The 18388-nt window shown below is 64.5% G+C and carries 19 protein-coding genes and 1 pseudogene; 8 read left to right on the top strand and 12 right to left on the bottom strand.

Features of this window, described 5'->3' with window-relative positions:
- The first annotated feature begins 12 nt into the window (after window positions 1-12).
- Both AB5K84_RS24200 and AB5K84_RS24195 read left to right on the top strand, forming a co-directional pair.
- Window positions 13-1902: a TRAP transporter large permease gene (locus AB5K84_RS24200; protein WP_011087283.1), complete on the top strand. Its 1890-nt coding sequence runs from the start codon at window positions 13-15 to the stop codon at window positions 1900-1902.
- A 20-nt stretch (window positions 1903-1922) separates the two neighbouring features.
- Entirely contained in the window at window positions 1923-3584 is a 1662-nt protein-coding gene (locus tag AB5K84_RS24195; RefSeq protein ID WP_038967567.1) for an acyl-CoA synthetase, read from the top strand.
- 29 nt (window positions 3585-3613) lie between these two features.
- On the opposite strand, the gene AB5K84_RS24190 is transcribed toward AB5K84_RS24195, so the two are convergent.
- The 6 genes from AB5K84_RS24190 to AB5K84_RS24165 all read right to left on the bottom strand — a co-directional run bounded on the left by AB5K84_RS24190 (window position 3614) and on the right by AB5K84_RS24165 (window position 10294).
- The gene (locus AB5K84_RS24190) at window positions 3614-4411 is read right to left on the bottom strand and encodes an MBL fold metallo-hydrolase (RefSeq protein ID WP_011087285.1); all 798 of its coding nucleotides are present in this window, start codon (window positions 4409-4411) and stop codon (window positions 3614-3616) included.
- A gap of 13 nt (window positions 4412-4424) precedes the next feature.
- Complete coding sequence (locus AB5K84_RS24185) at window positions 4425-5201, bottom strand: TatD family hydrolase (protein ID WP_011087286.1); 777 nt, start codon at window positions 5199-5201, stop codon at window positions 4425-4427.
- A 12-nt stretch (window positions 5202-5213) separates the two neighbouring features.
- On the bottom strand, window positions 5214-7190 hold the full coding sequence (metG, locus tag AB5K84_RS24180; protein ID WP_097532087.1) for a methionine--tRNA ligase: 1977 nt from the start codon (window positions 7188-7190) through the stop codon (window positions 5214-5216).
- A 109-nt stretch (window positions 7191-7299) separates the two neighbouring features.
- The gene (locus AB5K84_RS24175; RefSeq protein WP_011087288.1) at window positions 7300-8346 is read right to left on the bottom strand and encodes a DNA polymerase III subunit delta'; all 1047 of its coding nucleotides are present in this window, start codon (window positions 8344-8346) and stop codon (window positions 7300-7302) included.
- A complete protein-coding gene (gene tmk / locus AB5K84_RS24170; protein WP_011087289.1) occupies window positions 8343-9029 on the bottom strand; it encodes a dTMP kinase in 687 nt (228 codons plus the stop codon). The genes AB5K84_RS24175 and tmk overlap by 4 nt, the downstream gene beginning before the upstream one ends.
- A gap of 2 nt (window positions 9030-9031) precedes the next feature.
- Entirely contained in the window at window positions 9032-10294 is a 1263-nt protein-coding gene (locus tag AB5K84_RS24165) for a D-alanyl-D-alanine carboxypeptidase family protein (RefSeq protein WP_038967564.1), read from the bottom strand.
- Between the two features lie 152 nt (window positions 10295-10446).
- On the opposite strand from AB5K84_RS24165, the gene AB5K84_RS24160 reads away from it, so the two are divergent.
- On the top strand, window positions 10447-11403 hold the full coding sequence (locus AB5K84_RS24160) for an alpha/beta fold hydrolase (RefSeq protein ID WP_011087291.1): 957 nt from the start codon (window positions 10447-10449) through the stop codon (window positions 11401-11403).
- Between the two features lie 138 nt (window positions 11404-11541).
- On the opposite strand, the gene AB5K84_RS24155 is transcribed toward AB5K84_RS24160, so the two are convergent.
- Complete coding sequence (locus tag AB5K84_RS24155) at window positions 11542-12477, bottom strand: septal ring lytic transglycosylase RlpA family protein (protein WP_051000380.1); 936 nt, start codon at window positions 12475-12477, stop codon at window positions 11542-11544.
- Between the two features lie 800 nt (window positions 12478-13277).
- On the opposite strand from AB5K84_RS24155, the gene AB5K84_RS24150 reads away from it, so the two are divergent.
- On the top strand, window positions 13278-13406 hold the full coding sequence (locus tag AB5K84_RS24150; protein ID WP_256380384.1) for a hypothetical protein: 129 nt from the start codon (window positions 13278-13280) through the stop codon (window positions 13404-13406).
- Between the two features lie 33 nt (window positions 13407-13439).
- Here AB5K84_RS24150 and AB5K84_RS24145 read toward each other — a convergent pair whose 3' ends face one another.
- Complete coding sequence (locus AB5K84_RS24145) at window positions 13440-13670, bottom strand: hypothetical protein (RefSeq protein ID WP_085966842.1); 231 nt, start codon at window positions 13668-13670, stop codon at window positions 13440-13442.
- A gap of 215 nt (window positions 13671-13885) precedes the next feature.
- Here AB5K84_RS24145 and AB5K84_RS24140 point away from each other — a divergent pair, with 215 nt between their 5' ends.
- Window positions 13886-14467, top strand: a complete 582-nt coding sequence (locus tag AB5K84_RS24140) for a TIGR00645 family protein (protein ID WP_011087294.1) — start codon at window positions 13886-13888, stop codon at window positions 14465-14467.
- A 117-nt stretch (window positions 14468-14584) separates the two neighbouring features.
- On the opposite strand, the gene AB5K84_RS24135 is transcribed toward AB5K84_RS24140, so the two are convergent.
- Window positions 14585-14902 carry a DUF1476 domain-containing protein gene (locus AB5K84_RS24135; RefSeq protein WP_038967566.1) on the bottom strand — a complete coding sequence of 106 codons (318 nt, stop codon included), beginning with the start codon at window positions 14900-14902 and terminating at the stop codon, window positions 14585-14587.
- A gap of 253 nt (window positions 14903-15155) precedes the next feature.
- Here AB5K84_RS24135 and AB5K84_RS24130 point away from each other — a divergent pair, with 253 nt between their 5' ends.
- A complete protein-coding gene (locus tag AB5K84_RS24130) occupies window positions 15156-15371 on the top strand; it encodes a hypothetical protein (protein WP_028174032.1) in 216 nt (71 codons plus the stop codon).
- A 55-nt stretch (window positions 15372-15426) separates the two neighbouring features.
- Here AB5K84_RS24130 and AB5K84_RS24125 read toward each other — a convergent pair whose 3' ends face one another.
- On the bottom strand, window positions 15427-15618 hold the full coding sequence (locus AB5K84_RS24125; RefSeq protein WP_028174031.1) for a hypothetical protein: 192 nt from the start codon (window positions 15616-15618) through the stop codon (window positions 15427-15429).
- Between the two features lie 465 nt (window positions 15619-16083).
- Window positions 16084-16803 (bottom strand): annotated as a pseudogene (locus AB5K84_RS24120) (DUF7168 domain-containing protein); the annotation flags it as partial.
- A gap of 121 nt (window positions 16804-16924) precedes the next feature.
- On the opposite strand from AB5K84_RS24120, the gene AB5K84_RS24115 reads away from it, so the two are divergent.
- Window positions 16925-17218 carry a hypothetical protein gene (locus AB5K84_RS24115; protein ID WP_063921621.1) on the top strand — a complete coding sequence of 98 codons (294 nt, stop codon included), beginning with the start codon at window positions 16925-16927 and terminating at the stop codon, window positions 17216-17218.
- 219 nt (window positions 17219-17437) lie between these two features.
- Complete coding sequence (locus tag AB5K84_RS24110) at window positions 17438-18136, top strand: hypothetical protein (RefSeq protein ID WP_441232670.1); 699 nt, start codon at window positions 17438-17440, stop codon at window positions 18134-18136.
- A gap of 11 nt (window positions 18137-18147) precedes the next feature.
- Here AB5K84_RS24110 and AB5K84_RS24105 read toward each other — a convergent pair whose 3' ends face one another.
- The gene (locus AB5K84_RS24105) at window positions 18148-18321 is read right to left on the bottom strand and encodes a hypothetical protein (RefSeq protein ID WP_441232669.1); all 174 of its coding nucleotides are present in this window, start codon (window positions 18319-18321) and stop codon (window positions 18148-18150) included.
- Window positions 18322-18388: the final 67 nt, after the last annotated feature.

Here is an 18388-nt window from a genome sequence, read left to right as displayed (position 1 = left end):
GTTGGGGCCGTCATGGCTCATGTCGAGGTTGAGGTGACCGAAGCGGCGGGCGAGGTGGCTGTTCAGTCCCCTCGCCGACCTTCGTTGCTGGCTTCGCTCGAACGCGTCCTCGGCCTCGCCGTCGAAATCCCGGCGGCGACCCTGGTCGTCGCCGAGATCGCGATCCTGTTTGCCGGCGTGGTCGCGCGCTACGGCCTGCACCGACCGCTGATCTGGTCGGACGAGCTCGCCTCAATCCTGTTCCTGTGGCTGGCCATGCTGGGCGCGGCGGTCGCATTCCGCCGCTCCGAGCACATGCGCATGACCGCCGTGGTCGCAAGCGCCGGACCCGCGATGCGGGCCTATCTCGACCTGGTCGCGACCGCTGCGGCGCTGGCGTTTCTGGCGCTGATCGTGTGGCCGTCCTGGGACTACGCTTACGAGGAAAGCTTCATCATCACGCCGGCGCTCCAGATCCCGAACATCTGGCGGGCCGCCGCGCTGCCGGCCGGCATCTGCCTGATGGCGGCGTTCGCGCTGCTGCGGCTGCTGCGCGCCGCCGATGTCCGCATGGTGCTGACGGCCGTGATCTCCGTTGCCGTCGTCGTCGGCCTTTTCTGGCTGGCGCAGCCATATCTGCGGCCGCTCGGCAATCTCAACCTCGTCATCTTCTTCGTCGGCGTCGCCGGATTCTGCGTCTTTGCCGGCGTTCCCATTGCGTTCGGCTTTGGCCTCGCGATCTTCGGCTATCTGGCGCTGACCACGCGCACGCCCGTCATGGTGCTGATCGGGCGGATGGACGAGGGCATGAGCCATCTCATCCTGCTCTCGGTGCCGCTGTTCGTGTTCTTGGGCCTGCTGATCGAGATGACCGGCATGGCGCGGGCCATGGTGGCGTTCCTGGCGAGCCTGCTGGGTCATGTCCGCGGCGGCCTGCATTACGTGCTGGTCGGCGCCATGTACCTGGTCTCCGGCATCTCCGGCGCCAAGGCCGCCGACATGGCCGCGGTCGCGCCCGTGCTGTTCCCGGAGATGAAACAGCGCGGCGCCCGCCCCGGCGATCTCGTCGCGCTGCTAGCGGCGACGGGGGCCCAGACCGAGACCATTCCGCCGAGCCTCGTGCTGATCACGATCGGCTCGGTCACCGGCGTCTCGATCGCGGCGCTGTTCACCGGCGGCCTGCTGCCCGGCGTCGTGCTCGCGATCACGCTCTGCATGCTGGTGTGGTGGCGCTACCGACACGAGGACATGAGCCATGTCCGCCGTGCCACGGGGGGCGAGATCGGCAGGACCTTCATCGTCGCCCTGCCCGCGCTCGCGCTGCCCTTCGTGATCCGCTACGCCGTGGTCGAGGGCATCGCCACCGCCACCGAAGTCTCCACCATCGGCATCGTCTATGGCGCCCTGGTCGGCCTCCTGGTCTATCGCCGCTTCGACTGGCGGCGGCTGTTTCCGATGCTGGTCGAGACCGCGGCGCTGTCGGGCGCGATCCTCCTGATCATCGGCACGGCCACCGGCATGGCCTGGGGCCTGACGCAGTCAGGCTTCTCGCGCTCGCTGGCGGCGGCCATGACGGGATTGCCGGGGGGAGCGGCGACCTTCATCGCCGTGTCCATCCTGGCCTTCACCATCCTCGGCAGCGTGCTGGAGGGCATCCCGGCGATCGTGCTGTTCGGACCGCTGCTGTTCCCGATCGCCCGCGCCGTCGGCGTGCACGAAGTGCACTATGCGATGGTGATCATTCTGGCCATGGGTATCGGGCTATTCGCCCCGCCCTTCGGCGTCGGCTATTATGCCGCCTGCGCCATCGGACGCGTTGACCCGGCCGAAGGCATCAGGCCGATCTGGGGCTATCTGCTGGCGCTGCTGGTGGGGCTGATCATCGTCGCGATCTTCCCCTGGATCTCGATCGGATTTCTTTGAAGCGCTTTGAGGAGGTGTCGATGAGCGAACGGCAGAACCCGTACAATATCGGCCTCGACAAGACGCCCGCCAACTACGTGCCGCTGAGCCCGCTGAGCTTTCTCGCGCGCAGCGCCGCGGTCTACCCCGATCACGTCAGCACGGTCTATGAAGGCCGCAGCTTCACCTGGGCGCAGACCTATGAGCGCTGCCGGCGCTTTGCGTCGTATCTCGCCGGCAAGGGCATCGGCGTCGGCGACACCGTGGCGGCGATGCTGCCGAACATCCCGGCGATGAACGAGGTACACTTCGCGGTGCCGATGACGGGCGCTGTGCTCAATGCGCTCAACATCCGCCTCGATGCACCGTCGATCGCGTTTCAGCTCGATCATGGCGGGGCCAGGATCATCCTGGTCGATCCCGAGTTCTCTAGCGTCATCACCGACGCACTCGCGCAGATGAGCGGACCGAAGCCGTTCGTGATCGACGTCGACGATCCCGCCTTCAAGGGGGGCAAGCGCATCGGCGAGATCGAATATGAGGCCGCCGTCGCGCAAGGCGATCCTGATTTCACCGCGATCCCGCCGAAGGACGAATGGGACGCGATCGCGCTGAGCTACACCTCGGGCACGACCGGTAATCCCAAGGGCGTCGTCACGCATCATCGCGGCGCTTATCTCAACGCCGTCAGCAACATCCTTGCCGGCAATCTCGGCCAGCATCCGGTGTATCTCTGGACGCTGCCGATGTTCCATTGCAACGGCTGGTGCTTCCCCTGGACCATCGCGGCCTCAGCCGGCATCAATGTCTGCCTGCGCAAGGTCGAGCCGACCAAGATCTTCGAGTTGATCAAGCAGCACGGCGTCACCCACATGTGCGGCGCGCCGATCGTCTACAACACGCTGATCAACGCCCCCGACGCGCCCAAGGAAACGTCAACGGGCAATGCCGCCCGCCGCGTCGTCGGCCTGATCGCCGGCGCCGCGCCTCCGGTTGCGGTGCTAGAAGGCGCGGAAAACATCGGCATTAAGCTCACCCACGTCTATGGCCTGACCGAGGTCTACGGCCCCGCCTCCGTCTGCGCCGAGCAGCCCGGCTGGGACGAGCTTCCGCCGGCCGAGCGCGCGCGGATGAAGCGCAGGCAGGGCGTGCCCTACCCGCTCGAGGAAGGCGTCACCGTCATCAACCCGCAGACCATGCAGGAGGTGCCGCGCGACGGCGAGACCATCGGCGAGGTCATGTTCCGCGGCAACATCGTCATGAAGGGTTACCTCAAGAACGAGAAGGCGACGAAGGAGGCCTTCGAGGGCGGCTGGTTTCACACCGGCGATCTCGGCGTGCTCGACGAGCACGGCTACGTCATCATCAAGGACCGCTCCAAGGACATCATCATCTCGGGCGGCGAGAACATTTCCTCGGTCGAAGTCGAGGACATCCTCTACAAGCACCCGGCGGTGCTGTTCGCCGCCGTGGTCGCCAAGCCCGATCCGAAATGGGGCGAAGTGCCGTGCGCCTTCGTCGAGTTGAAGGACGGCGCCAGCGCGACCGAGGCCGAGATCATCGCCTTCTGCCGTTCGCACATGAGCGGCTTCAAGACGCCGAAGGCAATCGTGTTCGGGCCGATCCCGAAGACGTCCACGGGCAAGATCCAGAAATTCCTGCTGCGCAACGAGGTGGGATCAGCGAAGGCAATAACCGCCTGAGCTGATCTCTCGTTTCAAGGCTGCTGCGCTCAGTGTGTCTCCAGCCGCAGGCCGTCGTACGCAGGCACCACGCCCGGCGGCAGCGACTGCCGGATGACTTCGTAATCGACGTCGGCCGTCATGTTGGTGATGACGGCGCGCTTCGGCTTGAAACGTTCGATCCAGGACAGCGCGTCGTTGATGCTGAAATGGCTGACATGGCTGGTGTAGCGCAGCCCGTCGACGATCCAGAGGTCGAGGTTTTCAAGCGCGCCCCAGCTCTCGCGCGGGATGTCGTTGAGGTCGGGCGTGTAGGCGGCGTCCCCGATGCGATATCCGAGCGCGGGAATGTTGCCGTGCTGCACCAGGAAGGCCGTCATCGTCACGGCGCCGCCCTTCCCCAGAACGGTCTGGCTTTCGCCCGCCTCGATCGAATGCCGCGTCAGGATCGGCGGGTAGTCGCTGCCCTCCGGCGCGATGAAGCAATAGGAGAACCGCGACAGGATGTCCTTGGCGGTCGACTGGTTGAAGTAGGTCGGGATACGCCGGCGCATGTGCATGACGACCGAGCGCAGGTCGTCCATGCCGTGGGTCTGGTCGGCATGCTCGTGGGTCAGGAACACCGCGTCGATGTGGTCGACATTGGTCGAGAGCAATTGCTCGCGCAGGTCCGGCGAGGTGTCGATCACGATCCGCGTGGTGCCGTGCTCGGACGTCCGTTCGACCAGCAGCGAGCAGCGGCGGCGGCGGTTCTTCGGATTGCTCGGGTCGCAGGCGCCCCAGCCGAGCGCCGGGCGCGGCACGCCGGCGGAGGAGCCGCAGCCCAGGATCGTCAGCGTCAGCGTCATGCGGCTCCCGGAATCAAGCTGTCACCTTGGAGAACAGGCGGAAGAAGTTTTCGGTGGTCTGGCGCGAGATCTCATCAAACGACACGCCACGCGCTTCAGCCAGCACTTTTGCGACCTCGACCACATAGGCCGGCTCGTTGCGCTTGCCCCGGAACTTGCCGGGCGCAAGGTAGGGCGAGTCTGTTTCAACCAGAATACGGTCAGCCGGCAACTCGGCCGCGAGCGCGCGCAGCGCCTCCGACTTCTTGAAGGTCAGGATGCCCGTGAAGCCGATGTACAGGCCGAGCGATACCGCCTTCAGCGCCAGCTCGCGCCCGCCGGTGTAGCAATGCAGCACGGCGCGAAACGATCCGCGTGCTACCTCCTCTTCCAGGATGCGGCCGCAATCCTCGTCCGCCTCGCGGGTGTGGATCACCAGCGGCAGGCCGGTCGCGCGTGCAGCCGCGATGTGGGCGCGAAAGCCCCTCGCCTGCGCTTCCGGCGAGCCGTTGTCGTAGAAATAGTCGAGCCCGGCCTCGCCGAGCGCCACGACCTTGGGATGCTGCGTCAACGCGATCAGCTCGTCCGGCGAGATGCCGTCCTCCTCGTCCGCGTTGTGCGGATGGGTGCCGACCGAGCAGTAGACGTCGTCGTAGCGCTCGGCGATGGCCAGAAGCTGGTTCAACTTTCGCACCCGCGTCGAGATCGTGACCATGCGGCCGATGCCGGCCGCTCGCGCACGTGACACGATCCCGTCGAGATCTTCCGCAAAATCGGGAAAATCCAGGTGGCAATGACTGTCGACAAGCATCGCGCGAACGCCTTAGGCCGCCGGCTCGATGTAGCGCGGGAAGGCCGGCGTCGGCGCGGGCAGCGTCGAGCCGGGCGCGATGCGCTTGGCGCCGCCGAGCGCCGCAAAATTGCGCTCGCCCCCGGGGACACCGAGGCTATCGAGCAGCAATCCCGAGGCGGTCGGCATCGCCGGCTGGGCCAGGATCGCAATCTGGCGCACGACCTCGGCGGTGACATAGAGCACCGTCTTCTGCCTGGCAGGATCGGTCTTGGCGAGCGCCCACGGCGCCTCGCCCGCGAAATAGCGGTTGGCTTCCGCGACCACGGCCCATACGGCGTTGAGCCAGTGATGGATCTGCTGCGTCGCCATCGCCTCGCGGCTTGCTGCGATCATGCCGTCGGCCATCGCCAGGATGGCCTTGTCGTTGTCGCTGAACTCACCCGGCTCCGGCAGCACGCCGCCGAGTTGCTTGGCGATCATAGACAGCGAGCGCTGTGCAAGGTTGCCGAGATCGTTGGCGAGATCGGCATTGATGCGCGCGACGATGGCCTCGTGGTTGTAGTTGCCATCCTGGCCGAACGGCACCTCGCGCAGGAAGAAATAGCGCATCTGGTCGACGCCATACTGGTCGGCGAGGTTGAAGGGATCGACGACATTGCCGACCGACTTCGACATCTTCTCGCCCCTGTTAAACAGGAAGCCGTGGGCATAGACCCGCTTCTGCACGGGAATGCCGGCCGACATCAGGAACGCCGGCCAGTACACCGCATGGAAGCGGATGATGTCCTTGCCGATGATGTGCACATCGGCCGGCCAGTAGCGCCAGTTCTTGTCGCTTTCGTCGGGGAAGCCTACCCCGGTGATGTAGTTGGTGAGCGCGTCGACCCAGACATACATCACGTGCTCTTCGTCGCCGGGCACCTTGACGCCCCAGTCGAAGGTGGTGCGCGAGATCGAGAGATCGCGCAGTCCGCCCTTGACGAAGCTCACCACCTCGTTGCGGCGCGAGTCCGGGCCGATGAAATCGGGATTATCGGTGTACAGCTTGAGCAGCTTCTCCTGATAGGCGGACAGGCGGAAGAAGTAGCTCTTCTCCTCGACCCATTCGACCGGCGTGCCTTGCGGCCCGAGGCGCACGCCGTCGTCGTTCAGGCGCGTCTCGTCTTCGGCGTAGTAGGCTTCGTCGCGCACCGAGTACCAGCCCGCATAGGTGTCGGCATAGATGTCGCCGTTCGCTTCCATGCGCCGCCAGATCTCCTGGGTGGAGCGGTGGTGCTGCTCTTCGGTGGTGCGGATGAAACGGTCGAACGACACGTTGAGCCGCTCGTCCATCGCCTTGAAGCGGGCCGCGTTACGGGCCGCGAGCGCGGACGGGGTCAGGCCCTCGTTCTGCGCGGTCTGAATCATCTTCAGGCCGTGCTCGTCGGTGCCGGTCAGGAAGAACACGTCCTTGCCGTCGAGCCGCGCAAAGCGTGCCAGCGTGTCGGTGGCGATCGCCTCATAGGCGTGGCCGATATGCGGGTTGCCGTTGGGATAGGCGATCGCGGTCGTGATGTAGAAGACGTTGTCGCGCGCGGGGGCCGCTGCGGGCACGGCGGCTTGCGGAGCCGCAACCGGCTTCGGCGCGCGGGGCGCCTTGGGTTTCGACACATTGGGCTTCACAGCCTTCGGCGGCGTGGCGACAGGCGTCGGTGCGGCGGTCACGGCAGCCGCAGTCACCTTTGCCTTCTTCGCAGGAGCCTTCTTTGTAGGAGACTTGGCCGGCTGTTTGGCCGCTTTCTTCACCGCCTTCTTGGCGCCGACCTGCTTCTTCGCAGCCTTCTTGCCGGCCTTCCTTGCCGTCTTCGCAGCGCTCTTCTTCACGCCCTTCTTGGCGGCAGCCTTCTTGGTCTTCTTGACCTTCTTGGCAGCTTTGCGCGCAAGCGCCTTCACGGCCTTTTTGGTGGCCTTCTTCGCAGCTTTCTTGCCGCTCTTGCGCTTGACGGATTTTTTAGCTCGCGTTGCCACGACGAATTCCTTTACCGGCTTCTCAAAATTTGGAAGCGAACCTGCGTTAGGTTATTGTTTTGAGCATGATCCTCTCGGAAAACCGCTACACACTTTTCCGGATCATGCTCTAGCGCGTTGCGTCCGCCAGCCAGCCGAACACCGAGAAAACCAAGGGCTTTCGCTCCAGATTGTAGGTTTCGGTGTCGCGCGCGGCGCGGACGATCTTTTCCCATACCTCAGCTAGGCGCGCAAGGCGCGGCAGGTTCTGGTTGGCATTGGCCTCATCCGCATGCAGCCGTTCCGCGATCCAGCGGTCGATGCCGTCGATGAAGGCCGCAAGCGCGACGCGGTCGCTGGTGCCGAGCGAATCGCCGAGCGTGTGCAATTCGCGCGGATCGACCTGTGGCAATCGCGCAAGCAGTGCCGCCGTGCGCTGCTGGAGTTTCAGCGCATCGCCGCCGAGCAGCGTCAGCGCCCGCGCGACGCTGCCCTCCGAAGCCTCCGCCGCCTCGCGCAACGCCAGATCGGTCGGAGCGAGGCCGGCCGCTTCCGCGGCGGCACTGATCACCTCGTCCGTTCCGAGCGGCCGCAGGCGCAGCTTGCGACAGCGTGACTGAATTGTGGCGAGCACGCGCGCGGGCGCGTGGCTCACCAGCAGGAACAGCGATTGCTGCGGCGGTTCCTCCAAGATCTTCAGAAGCGCGTTAGCCGCATTCGGATTGAGCTCGTCGACCGTGTCGACGATGCAAACGCGCCAGCCTTCGGCTGCTGCCGTCGAGCCGAAGAACGAGATCGTCTCGCGCGTCTCGTCCACGGTGATCACGGTGCGCATCACGCCGCGGTCGTTCGCCGTGCGCTCCAGTGTCAGCAGCCCGCCATGGGACTCTGCGGCGACCTGGCGCGCCACGGCGTCATCAGGGTCGACTGCCAGGCTCTCGGCGCGCTGCACGACGTCCGCCAGCGGCTGGCCGTGCGCCAGCACGAAGCGCGCCATGCGGTAGGCCAGCGTCGCCTTGCCGATCCCCTGCGGCCCGCCGATCAGCCAGGCGTGCGGGATGCGACCGCTGCGATAGGCCGACAGCAGCGCCGTCTCGGCCTCGCGATGGCCGAACAGACGGCTGGTCTCGCGCGGATGCGGAATGGCGCTCTCGCGCTCTGCCTGACGCGGACTCATACCGACACCACCGAGGCCGGCGTCGGAAGGAGACGATCGCGAAGTGCGCTCCAGACGCGGCCTGCGACCGTATCCGGATCGGAATTGGCGTCGATCAGCACGCAGCGCGCGGGCTCGTCCGCGGCGATCTTGCGATAGGCCTCGCGCAGGCCCTGGTGGAAGCTGAGCTGCTCGCCCTCGAACCTGTCAGGCGTGCCACTGCCGCGACGGGCGGCGGCGCGCTGGAGGCCGATCTCGACCGGCAGGTCGAGGATGATGGTGAGGTCCGGCTTGAGATCGCCGATCGTAACGCGCTGCATCGCGTTGATCAGACCGGGAGAAACGCTGCCGAGGCTGCCCTGATAGGCGCGCGTCGAGTCGGCGAAGCGGTCGCACAGCACCCAAATGCCCTGCTTGAGCGCGGGCTCGATCACGGTGTGGACATGGTCATCGCGCGCGGCCGCGAACAGCAGCGTCTCGGCTTCGGGGCCGAGCAGCTTGCCCATGCCCGACAGCACCAAATGGCGCATGATCTCGGCACCCGGCGAGCCGCCCGGCTCGCGCGTCACAAGGGTGCGCATCCTTGCTGCCTTGAGGCGGTCGGCGAGCTTCTTGATCTGGGTGGACTTGCCAGTCCCCTCGCCGCCCTCAAAGGTGATGAAGCGTCCGCGTCCGGACGACCGCTGTACCGCACTGTCACTCATGGTCAGAGCTTCTCGGCGCCTGCGCGGAACATGCCGATCACGAGCTCGCTGGCGCCGTCGATGGCGCGGCGCATCGTCGAGCCGGTGCCGATCGCTTCAGCCGCATAGACCGGCGTCTCCACCGCGATGTTGCCGCTGCGCCAGACCTTCACCACACCGACCTTCTGGCCGGCTTCGACCGGGGCCCGCACCGGGCCACTATAGACGACGCGCGCGATCAGCTTGTCGCTGCCGTTCTTGTGCACCATCACCTTCACGGGCGTCTTGGCGATCAGCTTCACCGAGCGGCTCTCGCCGCCGAACACCTTGGCGTAGCCGACAGGCTGGTCGGCCGCGATCAGCGTGCGGGTCTCGAAATTGCGAAAGCCCCATTCCAGCATCTTCTTGGCTTCCGTGGCGCGATCCTCGGGGTCTTCCAGCCCGTTGACGACGACGATCAGCCGCGTGCCATTCTGCACGGCCGAGCCGACCATGCCATAGCCGCCCTCTTTGGTGTAGCCGGTCTTGAGGCCGTCGGCGCCTTCCATCGAGTTGAGCAGCGGATTGCGGTTGGGCTGCCGGATCTTGTTCCAGGTGTACTCTTTCTCGCCGAACAGTTTGTAGAACTCCGGAAAGTCCAGGATGATGTGGCGGGCGAGGATGCCGAGCTCGCGCACCGTCATCTTGTTGCCGGGGTCTGGCAGACCGTTGGAGTTGCCGAAGGTCGACTTGGTCATGCCGAGCTCGCGGGCTCGCTTGGTCATGAAGTCGGCGGCAAAGATGCGCTCATTGCCCGCCATGGCTTCGGCCAGCGCAATGCAGGCGTCGTTGCCGCTCTGGATGATCGCGCCATGCAGGAGATCGTCGACCGAGACCTTGCTGTTGATGGCGGCGAACATGGTCGAGCCGCCCGACGGCGCCCCGCCCTTGCGCCAGGCGTTCTCGCTGATCCGGTATTCGTCGGTCAGCTTGATGTCGCCCTTCTGGATGGCGTTGAAGACGACCTCCGCCGTCATCAGCTTCATCATGCTGGACGGCGCGCGCAGCTCGTCGGCGTTCTTCTCGAACAGCACGCTGCCGCTGGAGGCCTCGATCAGGATCGCGGTGGGGGCATCGCCGTCAAAGCCGGTATCTTCCGCCTTCTTGGCGCCTTGGATGCTTTGGTTGGCGGCGTAGAGCACGCCGCACCAGCCGAGGCTCGCGAGCAGCAGCCCGGCGACAAGCGCGCGCACCAGCATGCCGGAGGTGAAGCGGCTGCGACGTAGCGAAATGAAACGAAATGCCATGGCCAAGCCCTGAGAGCGGCGTTCTAACAGTTGGAACTGGCGCGAACAACATGAGGCTGGTGCCGGAACCCGAGATTGCACGATTCTCGTCACGCCCCTATCGTGGCACCTCACATTTCTCGACCAAACCCCTGAAACAAGGCGGAAAAGCGATGTCTTCCACCCGCGTGATCAAGGCCAACGGGATCGACCTTTTCATCCGCGAGGCCGGCCAGGGACCGCTGGTCGTGCTGTGCCATGGCTGGCCGGAATTGTCCTATTCCTGGCGCCACCAGATCCCGGCGCTGGCGGCCGCCGGGTTTCACGTCGTCGCCCCCGACATGCGCGGCTACGGCCAGAGCGCGGCGCCGGCCGACGTGAGCGCCTATTCGATCTTCGACACGGTCGGTGACATCGTCGGCCTCGTGCAGGCGCTTGGCGAGAGCAAGGCCATGGTAGTCGGCCACGATTGGGGGGCGCCGGTCGCCTGGCACGCGGCGCTGTTCCGCCCCGACATCTTCACGGCGGTGGCGGGCCTGAGCGTGCCACCGCCATTCCGCGGCCGCGGCAAGCCGCTCGACCTGCTGCGTCAGGGCGGCGTGACCAACTTCTACTGGCAGTATTTCCAGGTGCCCGGCGTCGCCGAAGTCGAGCTCGAGCGCGACGTCGCCCGCACCATGCGCATCGTGCTCGGCGGACGCGGCCTCGCCGATCCCTCCGCGGCCATGTTCGTGCAGGAGGGTAAGGGCTTTCTCGGCCACGCGACTGCCGATGAGCCGCTACCGGACTGGCTGAGCGAGGCCGACCTCGCCTACTTCACCGAGACATTCCGCAAATCCGGCTTCCGCGGCGGGCTGAACTGGTATCGCAACCTCGACCGCAACTGGGAGCTGACGGCGCCCTGGCAGGATGCGCAGATCCACCAGCCGTCCCTCTTCATTGCCGGTTCGAAAGACGCCGTCATCACAGGCCTGATCGGCGCCAAGCGCGTCAACGAACTCGAGCGCGTGCTGCCAAATCTCACACGAAAACTGATCATCGAAGGCGCCGGCCATTGGGTGCAGCAGGAGCGGCCCGACGAGGTCAACGCTGCGCTCGTGAAATTCCTGCGCGAAGCGTCGGCGCGCTAGCCGATGTCCTTCTTCATTGCGATGTGAGCGGCGCCCGCCTGCTCCGTCTCGGCGAATCCGCGCCGAAGGTAAAACCGGCGCGAATCCTGTTCTAGGCGTTAGCCAGCAACGTCAAAACCGCTCGGTGATTGTCCGGGTTTAGTAGAGGCCGCGGCCGCTCAGGATGCTGCGGGCCTCCGCCGCGCCATCAGACGCATAGGCGGCCGAGGGCGCGCTCTCGGTGGCGTAGCGGCCGTCCTCGTCATAGGACACGGCGCGCGCGTTTTGGAGCGGCCGGCCCCGGCTGCGGCTCGAGGCCGACATTTCCGAGCTCGCATTGAGTGAGGCCATGTCGGCCGAGGTATTGCCGAGACTGTAGGGCCGCCCCTCCGGCATCGGAACCTCGCCGCGGATGGCGCCACGGTTCGACGAGGGCAGCTCCGGCACGAATGGCCTTGCCGAGGCGACCCGGACCATCGAAGGCGACGGCGCCGGGATCCCGGTGCGCAGGGTCGCCATCAGCTGGCGGTCGTCGGAACCTTCCAGCGGCGCCCGGCCGACATATTCGACGCGGACCTTGGCGACGCCATTGCCTTTGAATTCAAGGAGTTCGGCGGCTTTGTTCGAGACGTCGATGAGCCGGTTGCCGTGATAGGGACCGCGGTCATTGACGCGGACGATCAGTGACTTGCCGTTCGAGATGTTGGTCACCCGGGCATAGGACGGCATCGGCAGGGTCGGATGCGCCGCCGTCAGCGAGGCCATGTCGAACACCTCGCCATTGGCGGTCAGGCGGCCATGGAAATCGTCGCCGTACCAGGACGCCATGCCCTCGGCACGATAGTTGACGTCCTCCTCCGGCACATAGGTCCGGCCGGCGACGACGTAGGGCTTGCCGACGCGGTAGGTGCCGCCGCCCTTCGGGACCGGATCACCCAAAGCCACGACCCGGGGGCTCGAGGACACGCCATATTTCGGATCGACGCGGCTGGCGAATTTGTTGGAGGACGCGCAATTGGCGAGCGCGAGGCAGGTCGCGGCCGCCGCAACACCACGCGCGGCCCGCAATACCGAATCTGACCGTCGGATCCCCATTCGCCCCAAATACCATTTCGCCGGAGGCGTACCCACCCCGCTTCGACGGGGAGCGCTGTCCGGTCCTTTGCTCCGAGGCGGCCCACCACCGCTTCGGACGTCGTGACGATATCGCAACCCGAACACGGCGGAAATGGGGAGCCCGCGGCGATCGCGCGGAGATGGTAAACGGCGCGTTCGCTTTCCCCCGTTCATCTACGGAGCACAGGCACCTGCTCTGTGCCACTCCTGGACATTCTGTTGCGCTAAATCCTCACTCCACCCCCATTGTCGCGCCACTCACTGGAATTCTTTTGACTGTGCAAGGCCGCACGCGTTCTCTCGCATGCAAGGGCGGGATTTGGAATTTAACGATGATCGAGACGGTTTCGGCACTGATGGGTCTGGTAAGCGCGGGGATCTTCCTGGCCCATGCGTTTGAAGGTTACCGTACGAGGGCCTGAGGCACTCGCGCGGGCGGCAAGCATCACCTCTTTCAAGACGGGACGTTCGGGCAATTTCAAGCGATCCGATCGAGCATCGCAGACGAGAGCGGCAGGTGTCCAATGCGTAACCATGACCTCGTATCCGATGGCTTCCTGGCATTGACCGCAGGCGGTCTGGTGCTGTTGTGCTCGAGCCTGGTGGCGTTGGCCTTCGGCTGATCACAGCCCCCTTTCCCGGTGTTTCCGACCACGACCGTACTGCCCCGCAACACGGGTGTTTGTCCCGGAATTGTCCCGCTCCCGTTTAGTTGATTGAATTTCCGCGTTCGGCGCCTCGACTCATTTCAAGAGGCCATCACCAACGAAGGTGACGCAATGCTTGCCGAGAAATTCTTCCTGGTCCTGGAATCGCTGATCCGCGGCGGCCGGACCTATCCGGACGGAAGTCCAAGGGTCATCAGCACCTCCCCGCATATCCCGGTGAAGCTGCCCGACCGGAAATAGGCCGGATCGTTTTCGCGCTCCGTCGCGCGCCGCTCAGCGCAGGCCGAGCAGCGAGCGACGATAGAAGCTGTCGCGGGCCTCGCCGAGGCAAACGAAGCTGCCGTCAAAACCCTGGCCGTATCGCTTCTGGCCCCTGGCGTAGTAGACGCCCTTCCTGAAATCCAGCCAGACCACCTTGTCATGCGGACAATGGCGCTGCGCTTGCGCCTCGTAGCGAAACGGCGTCAACGGCGTAGCCGACACCTCGCCCCCGCCAAGCATCATTATCGCCGCAACAAGCGCGATCCTCCCGGGCCCACTGCTAAAGCCGCTCCGCACGTCCCGCCTCCCGCGATCCAGGCCGTCGCGACGGCCGCCCGGCACGGTAGCACGAAACGGCACGATCCCCGGAAGGCTGCAAGCGCACCGCGCGTCTTTCGCCGGCCATCTTGCCGGGCTACATGAAAGCCAGATCATCTCGATGCGAGGATGCTGCCTGAATGTCGGTTGAGCCTGCCCCCACGACCGAGGCCCGCCCGCCCTCGCCGCGCCTCGGCCTGCTGCCGATGATCATCTTCGGCTCGCGCTGGCTGCAACTGCCGCTCTATCTCGGACTGATCGTGGCGCAATGCGTCTACATCGCGCTGTTCCTCAAGGAGCTCTGGCATCTGTCCTGGCACGCCCTCGATCTCACCGAACAGCAGATCATGATGAGCGTGCTGGCGCTGATCGACGTCGTGATGATCTCCAATCTGCTGGTGATGGTCATCGTCGGCGGCTACGAGACGTTCGTTTCGCGGCTCGATCTCCAGGGCCATCCCGACGAGCCGGAATGGCTCGGCCACGTCAATGCGAGCGTGCTGAAGATCAAGCTTGCCATGGCCATCATCGGCATCTCCTCGATCGCACTGCTCCGCACCTTCATCGAGGCCGGCAATCTCGGCTCGAACCGCGCCGGCTTCACCGAGACCGGCGTGATGTGGCAGGTGCTGATCCACATCACCTTCATCGTCTCGGCGCTAGGCATCGCCTACGTCGACAAGCTCAGCGATTCCGGAATGCGCAACAAGCATGCCGAGTAGGACCAGCCCGCTCACCTTGCGCCCCACCGCCTGGCAGAGGGCAGTTCTCTCACAGCCTCGGCGGCGAGCCCATCGAGATCGTCCACATGGAGCTGTGAGCGCCTAACTGCGCGGCGCTCACTCTTTGGCTTCGAGTTGTTGAATGGCCTGATGCAGGCATTCCTGGAACTTCGCGGCGACCTGCTCGCGCGCCACCCCCTTGGCGGCGAGATCGCCTGACACCTTGTCCAGGACCTCGTCCATCGTCCGGCTCTCCAGATGGTCCGTCGCCAGCGCCGTGGAATAGCTCTTGGCGGCATCGCCGCTGAGCCCGAGCTGGCCGGCGGCCCAGAGCCCGAGCAGCTTGTTCGACCGGGCCGTGGCCTTGAATATGAGCTCCTCGTCGTGGGCGAATTTGGCTTCAAAGCCCTGCTCGCGCTTGTCGAACGTGGTCATGGTCAGCTCCATTTCGTTTTCGCTGCTGCGGATCGGACTGGCTGGGAGCGAACGTCTCCGTCTTTCACGTCAGTTGAGGATCATTTGAATCTTCCGGCGGAAGCCAAACGCCGTCAAGCCCGCCGCTTGCGGCAGGGCCGGCCATCACGGCAGCCGGCCAGCTCCGCGCCAGCCAGACCGGCTACAGGAAAGCGTTTACTCTTTGTTAAGTGGACTCAGCGCCGCATAGCCCGGGGACATCGAGAGCTGACGCATGAACAGAGAGCTGCGGGAGTTTCGACGGCTTGAACGGGTCTGCCTGGAGCAGGCCGCCCTCTCCACCATGGACCTTGCACGACACGGACTGCTCAAGGTCGCCGACGATTGCCGCATCGCAGCCGAAGCGATCGAGGCCCAATCGCCCCGCGGGGCATTGGCAGGCGCCGTCCAGGCGCTCAAGCTCGCCTTCAGCACGACGCAACGGCACTAGGTCCGGCCCGGCTGGAATATCCATCCGGAGGTTCTGGCGCGGCGACCGCGTTCGGTCAGTCCTTTGCCGTCGCTGCTTCGCGTGCGAGCCGCTCGGCCCGCAGCCGTTCCTTGTTGGCGTAGAACTGCTTCTGCGCCTCCTCGTGGTCGCGCATGGCCTTTTCAGCCTCGATCCGGCGTGCCGCATCGCGCGCCTGACGCTGTTCGGGGGTCAAGGGTTTGCGTCGGAAGGAAAGATCTTCGGTCATGGCAAGACAACGCGGACGCAGCGAAAGAGTTCCCCGAACCGAACCGGAAGCCCTGCCGCAACCGAATAAAGAAACGAAATATCAGATAGTTAGAGGCGCCATCGAGAGCCGGCTCGACCTATTTCTTTGCGCGCGCCGGCTTAACGCCGACGAGCGGGCATTTCGGCGCGGCCCGCTGGAATTTTCGAAAGCAACCCCATGCACAGTAGCCAATGCGTTTGGGATCAACAGCTTGGGCGTCCCACCCCCGCAAGGCCCTTTGGCACGTCGGGCAAAACAGGGGTATGCTGCTATTATTCCGAAATACATCGGCGCATCGTCCCTTGCCCCGATGCGATCAGCGTCCTTTGGGAGTGGTCCCTGACTGCGCCTCGCCAAGGCCGGGATTGATGGCCAGCGACCCGCCCGCGGCGCCGCCGGCTTCATAGGCCGCCATCGACACCATCCGGCCGGTGCTGCGCTGGGTCGCTGCGCCTCGCCAAGGCCGGGATTGATGGCCAGCGACCCGCCCGCGGCGCCGCCGGCTTCATAGGCCGCCATCGACACCATCCGGCCGGTGCTGCGCTGGGTCCGGAGCTTGAGGTCGAGCTTGTCGAATTCGGCATCGACCACCGAGGTCTTGAGCACGACCAGCCCGCGACCGGTGCTTTCGTTGACCTGATCGCGACCGGCCTTGATCGCCTGTAGCCTGTCCGCGATTGACGCCACCATGCCGAGCGCGAAGGAGGCATTGGCCAGATGCCGCTCCTGGTGCCGGAACCTGCTGTAGTCGACCGAGGTCTTGAAGCGACCAAGCTCGGCGCGCACGGCGCCGTCGATCAATTCCGCCAGATAATGCGCGACCTCGACATCCGCGCCGAGACCAAAGAACACATAGCTGCTCTCGCCGGCCGCATTCTTCTCGCGCCAGACCCGACAATCGCAGAAATGAGCAAGCGCGCCGATGCAATCGTCCAGAGGAATTCGCTTCTTGCGATGGGTCTCAAAGACCCTCCGTTCGCACGGCGACGCCCGCAGGTCGACGTCGGAGAGCGACAAATCGTGGCGATCCAGCAGCTCGGCGACCTTGGCGGCGGCCGACAGCGCCTCTTCCTCGGTGCAGCCATTGGCGATCGTCTTGGCGCGCAACGCCTGGATACGAAGCTTGAGCTTGTCGAGCGCGGCCGGATTGGACGTCTGGTTCACCGATTACCTGCCCGGGAACGCCCGACCGATCGTATGGCGGAAGGGGTGTCTGTCAAACCGCGCCCATTGATGCCGCAATCGGCGCGATGTTATGCTCGTCGCAGAACCGGGGGTTTTCTCGATGCGCAAAATCGCCGTCGCTGTCATGTTTGCTCTGATCGCACCGACCGCATTGGCGCAGGACCATGTTCCAATGTATGGCGAACAGTCCCAGGACAAGACGGAGACGCAGAAGGCGGACGACATTCGGGCTGAGCGCGCCTATCAACGCTCCCTCGGCAACGTTCCTGACCAAAAGGCCGTAGATCCGTGGGGAACTGCCCGCGGCGACGAAGCGTCGAAGAAGCGGGCCGCACCGCCTAAATCAGTAGTGAAACATTCGTCCAAGGCCAAGAGCGGCAGCACCCCCAACTAACGAATTTTAAAGGAGGCCCGCCGGCGTGAACCGGCCGCCCAAAGTTCGGCCCTACACATTTCGGTCGAAACTGGCGGAAGGGGTGTCAACCGAAGGGCACTGTTTTACCTAATCTATTTTGATTTTCTACGGTTTGACCCACGCCCTGCCCCACGTGCGCAAACCGGGCCACTATATCCATGTGCTACAAGCGCCGTGACGGTTCGATTCGAGAGCAGAATGCCAAAGCAGCCGATCTCCGGGGCAATTCCCGAAAGCCTTATCACGGAGCCCGCCAAAGAACCCTTCGACGTCTGGTGGCCAAAGTACGCCGCGGAGGTCGAAAAGAGTGTGACCGCCGCGGAGCAATATTTAGAGGTTCCGACCGCAACGATCTCATCGATCCTGCAGGATCCGGACTACGTCGCAACGGTGAAAACCTATGCGGTCATTGAGCCGATGTTGAACGACCTAATCTCCACGCGCCGACCACGATCGGTTTTTGGTGTGATGTCGCAAGACGAAAGCGAAGAGAGCTTCCAAGGGTTTGTTGCGCGGCTGAACATCTCAGGACGCACGGGGAAAGTGGCGCTAGCGAAGGGTTTGGGTCTGCTTCGACCGGATCAAGTCCGATTTATCGAAGGCGTCGCCAGGGTGAGGAACCGGTACGCGCATAACGTTCGTAACATGCACCGACCGCTTCAGGACATCCTCGCCGAAGAGCAGCAGGGCAACGGGAAAATCGTTGAAGACGTCACGGGCATATCGCTGAAACTACCTTCCCCTACTCTCGCTCCGACTTTGAAGATGTTCATGTATCATCGGTTGGCCGATTATTTATCGGACGCGCTTAAAACGTTGAAGCCGCCTCCGTTGCCGAGCGGTGGTCTTCTGGCCGGCTTGAGCGAGTATTTTGGCCAGTCTCATCCGCCAAAGTGACCGTTGGCGCTTCAGTCGCGATCCTTCGCCCGCGGCGCCTTCAGTCCGATCTCAATCAACTGCCTGATCGCGTCCGAAACGTTGGGAATGGGTCGTTGCTTAGCGCGCCATTTGTCGATCGCCTCCAACATGCTCTCACTGAGGCCGACAAGTTTCTTGACCGGATAGATTTCAGGACGCGGCATCGCTTACTCCTTACAAATAGCGCATATGCGTTATTGACAATCGCATATATCGCATATACGTTATTTC

Origin of the sequence: Bradyrhizobium sp. 1200_D9_N1_1 (genome assembly GCF_052075915.1) — a bacterium.
In the GTDB taxonomy this organism is placed as follows: Bacteria; Pseudomonadota; Alphaproteobacteria; order Rhizobiales; family Xanthobacteraceae; genus Bradyrhizobium; species Bradyrhizobium diazoefficiens.
Note: the sequence above shows the minus strand (reverse complement) of the source record. Positions and strands in the feature narration are given on the sequence as shown.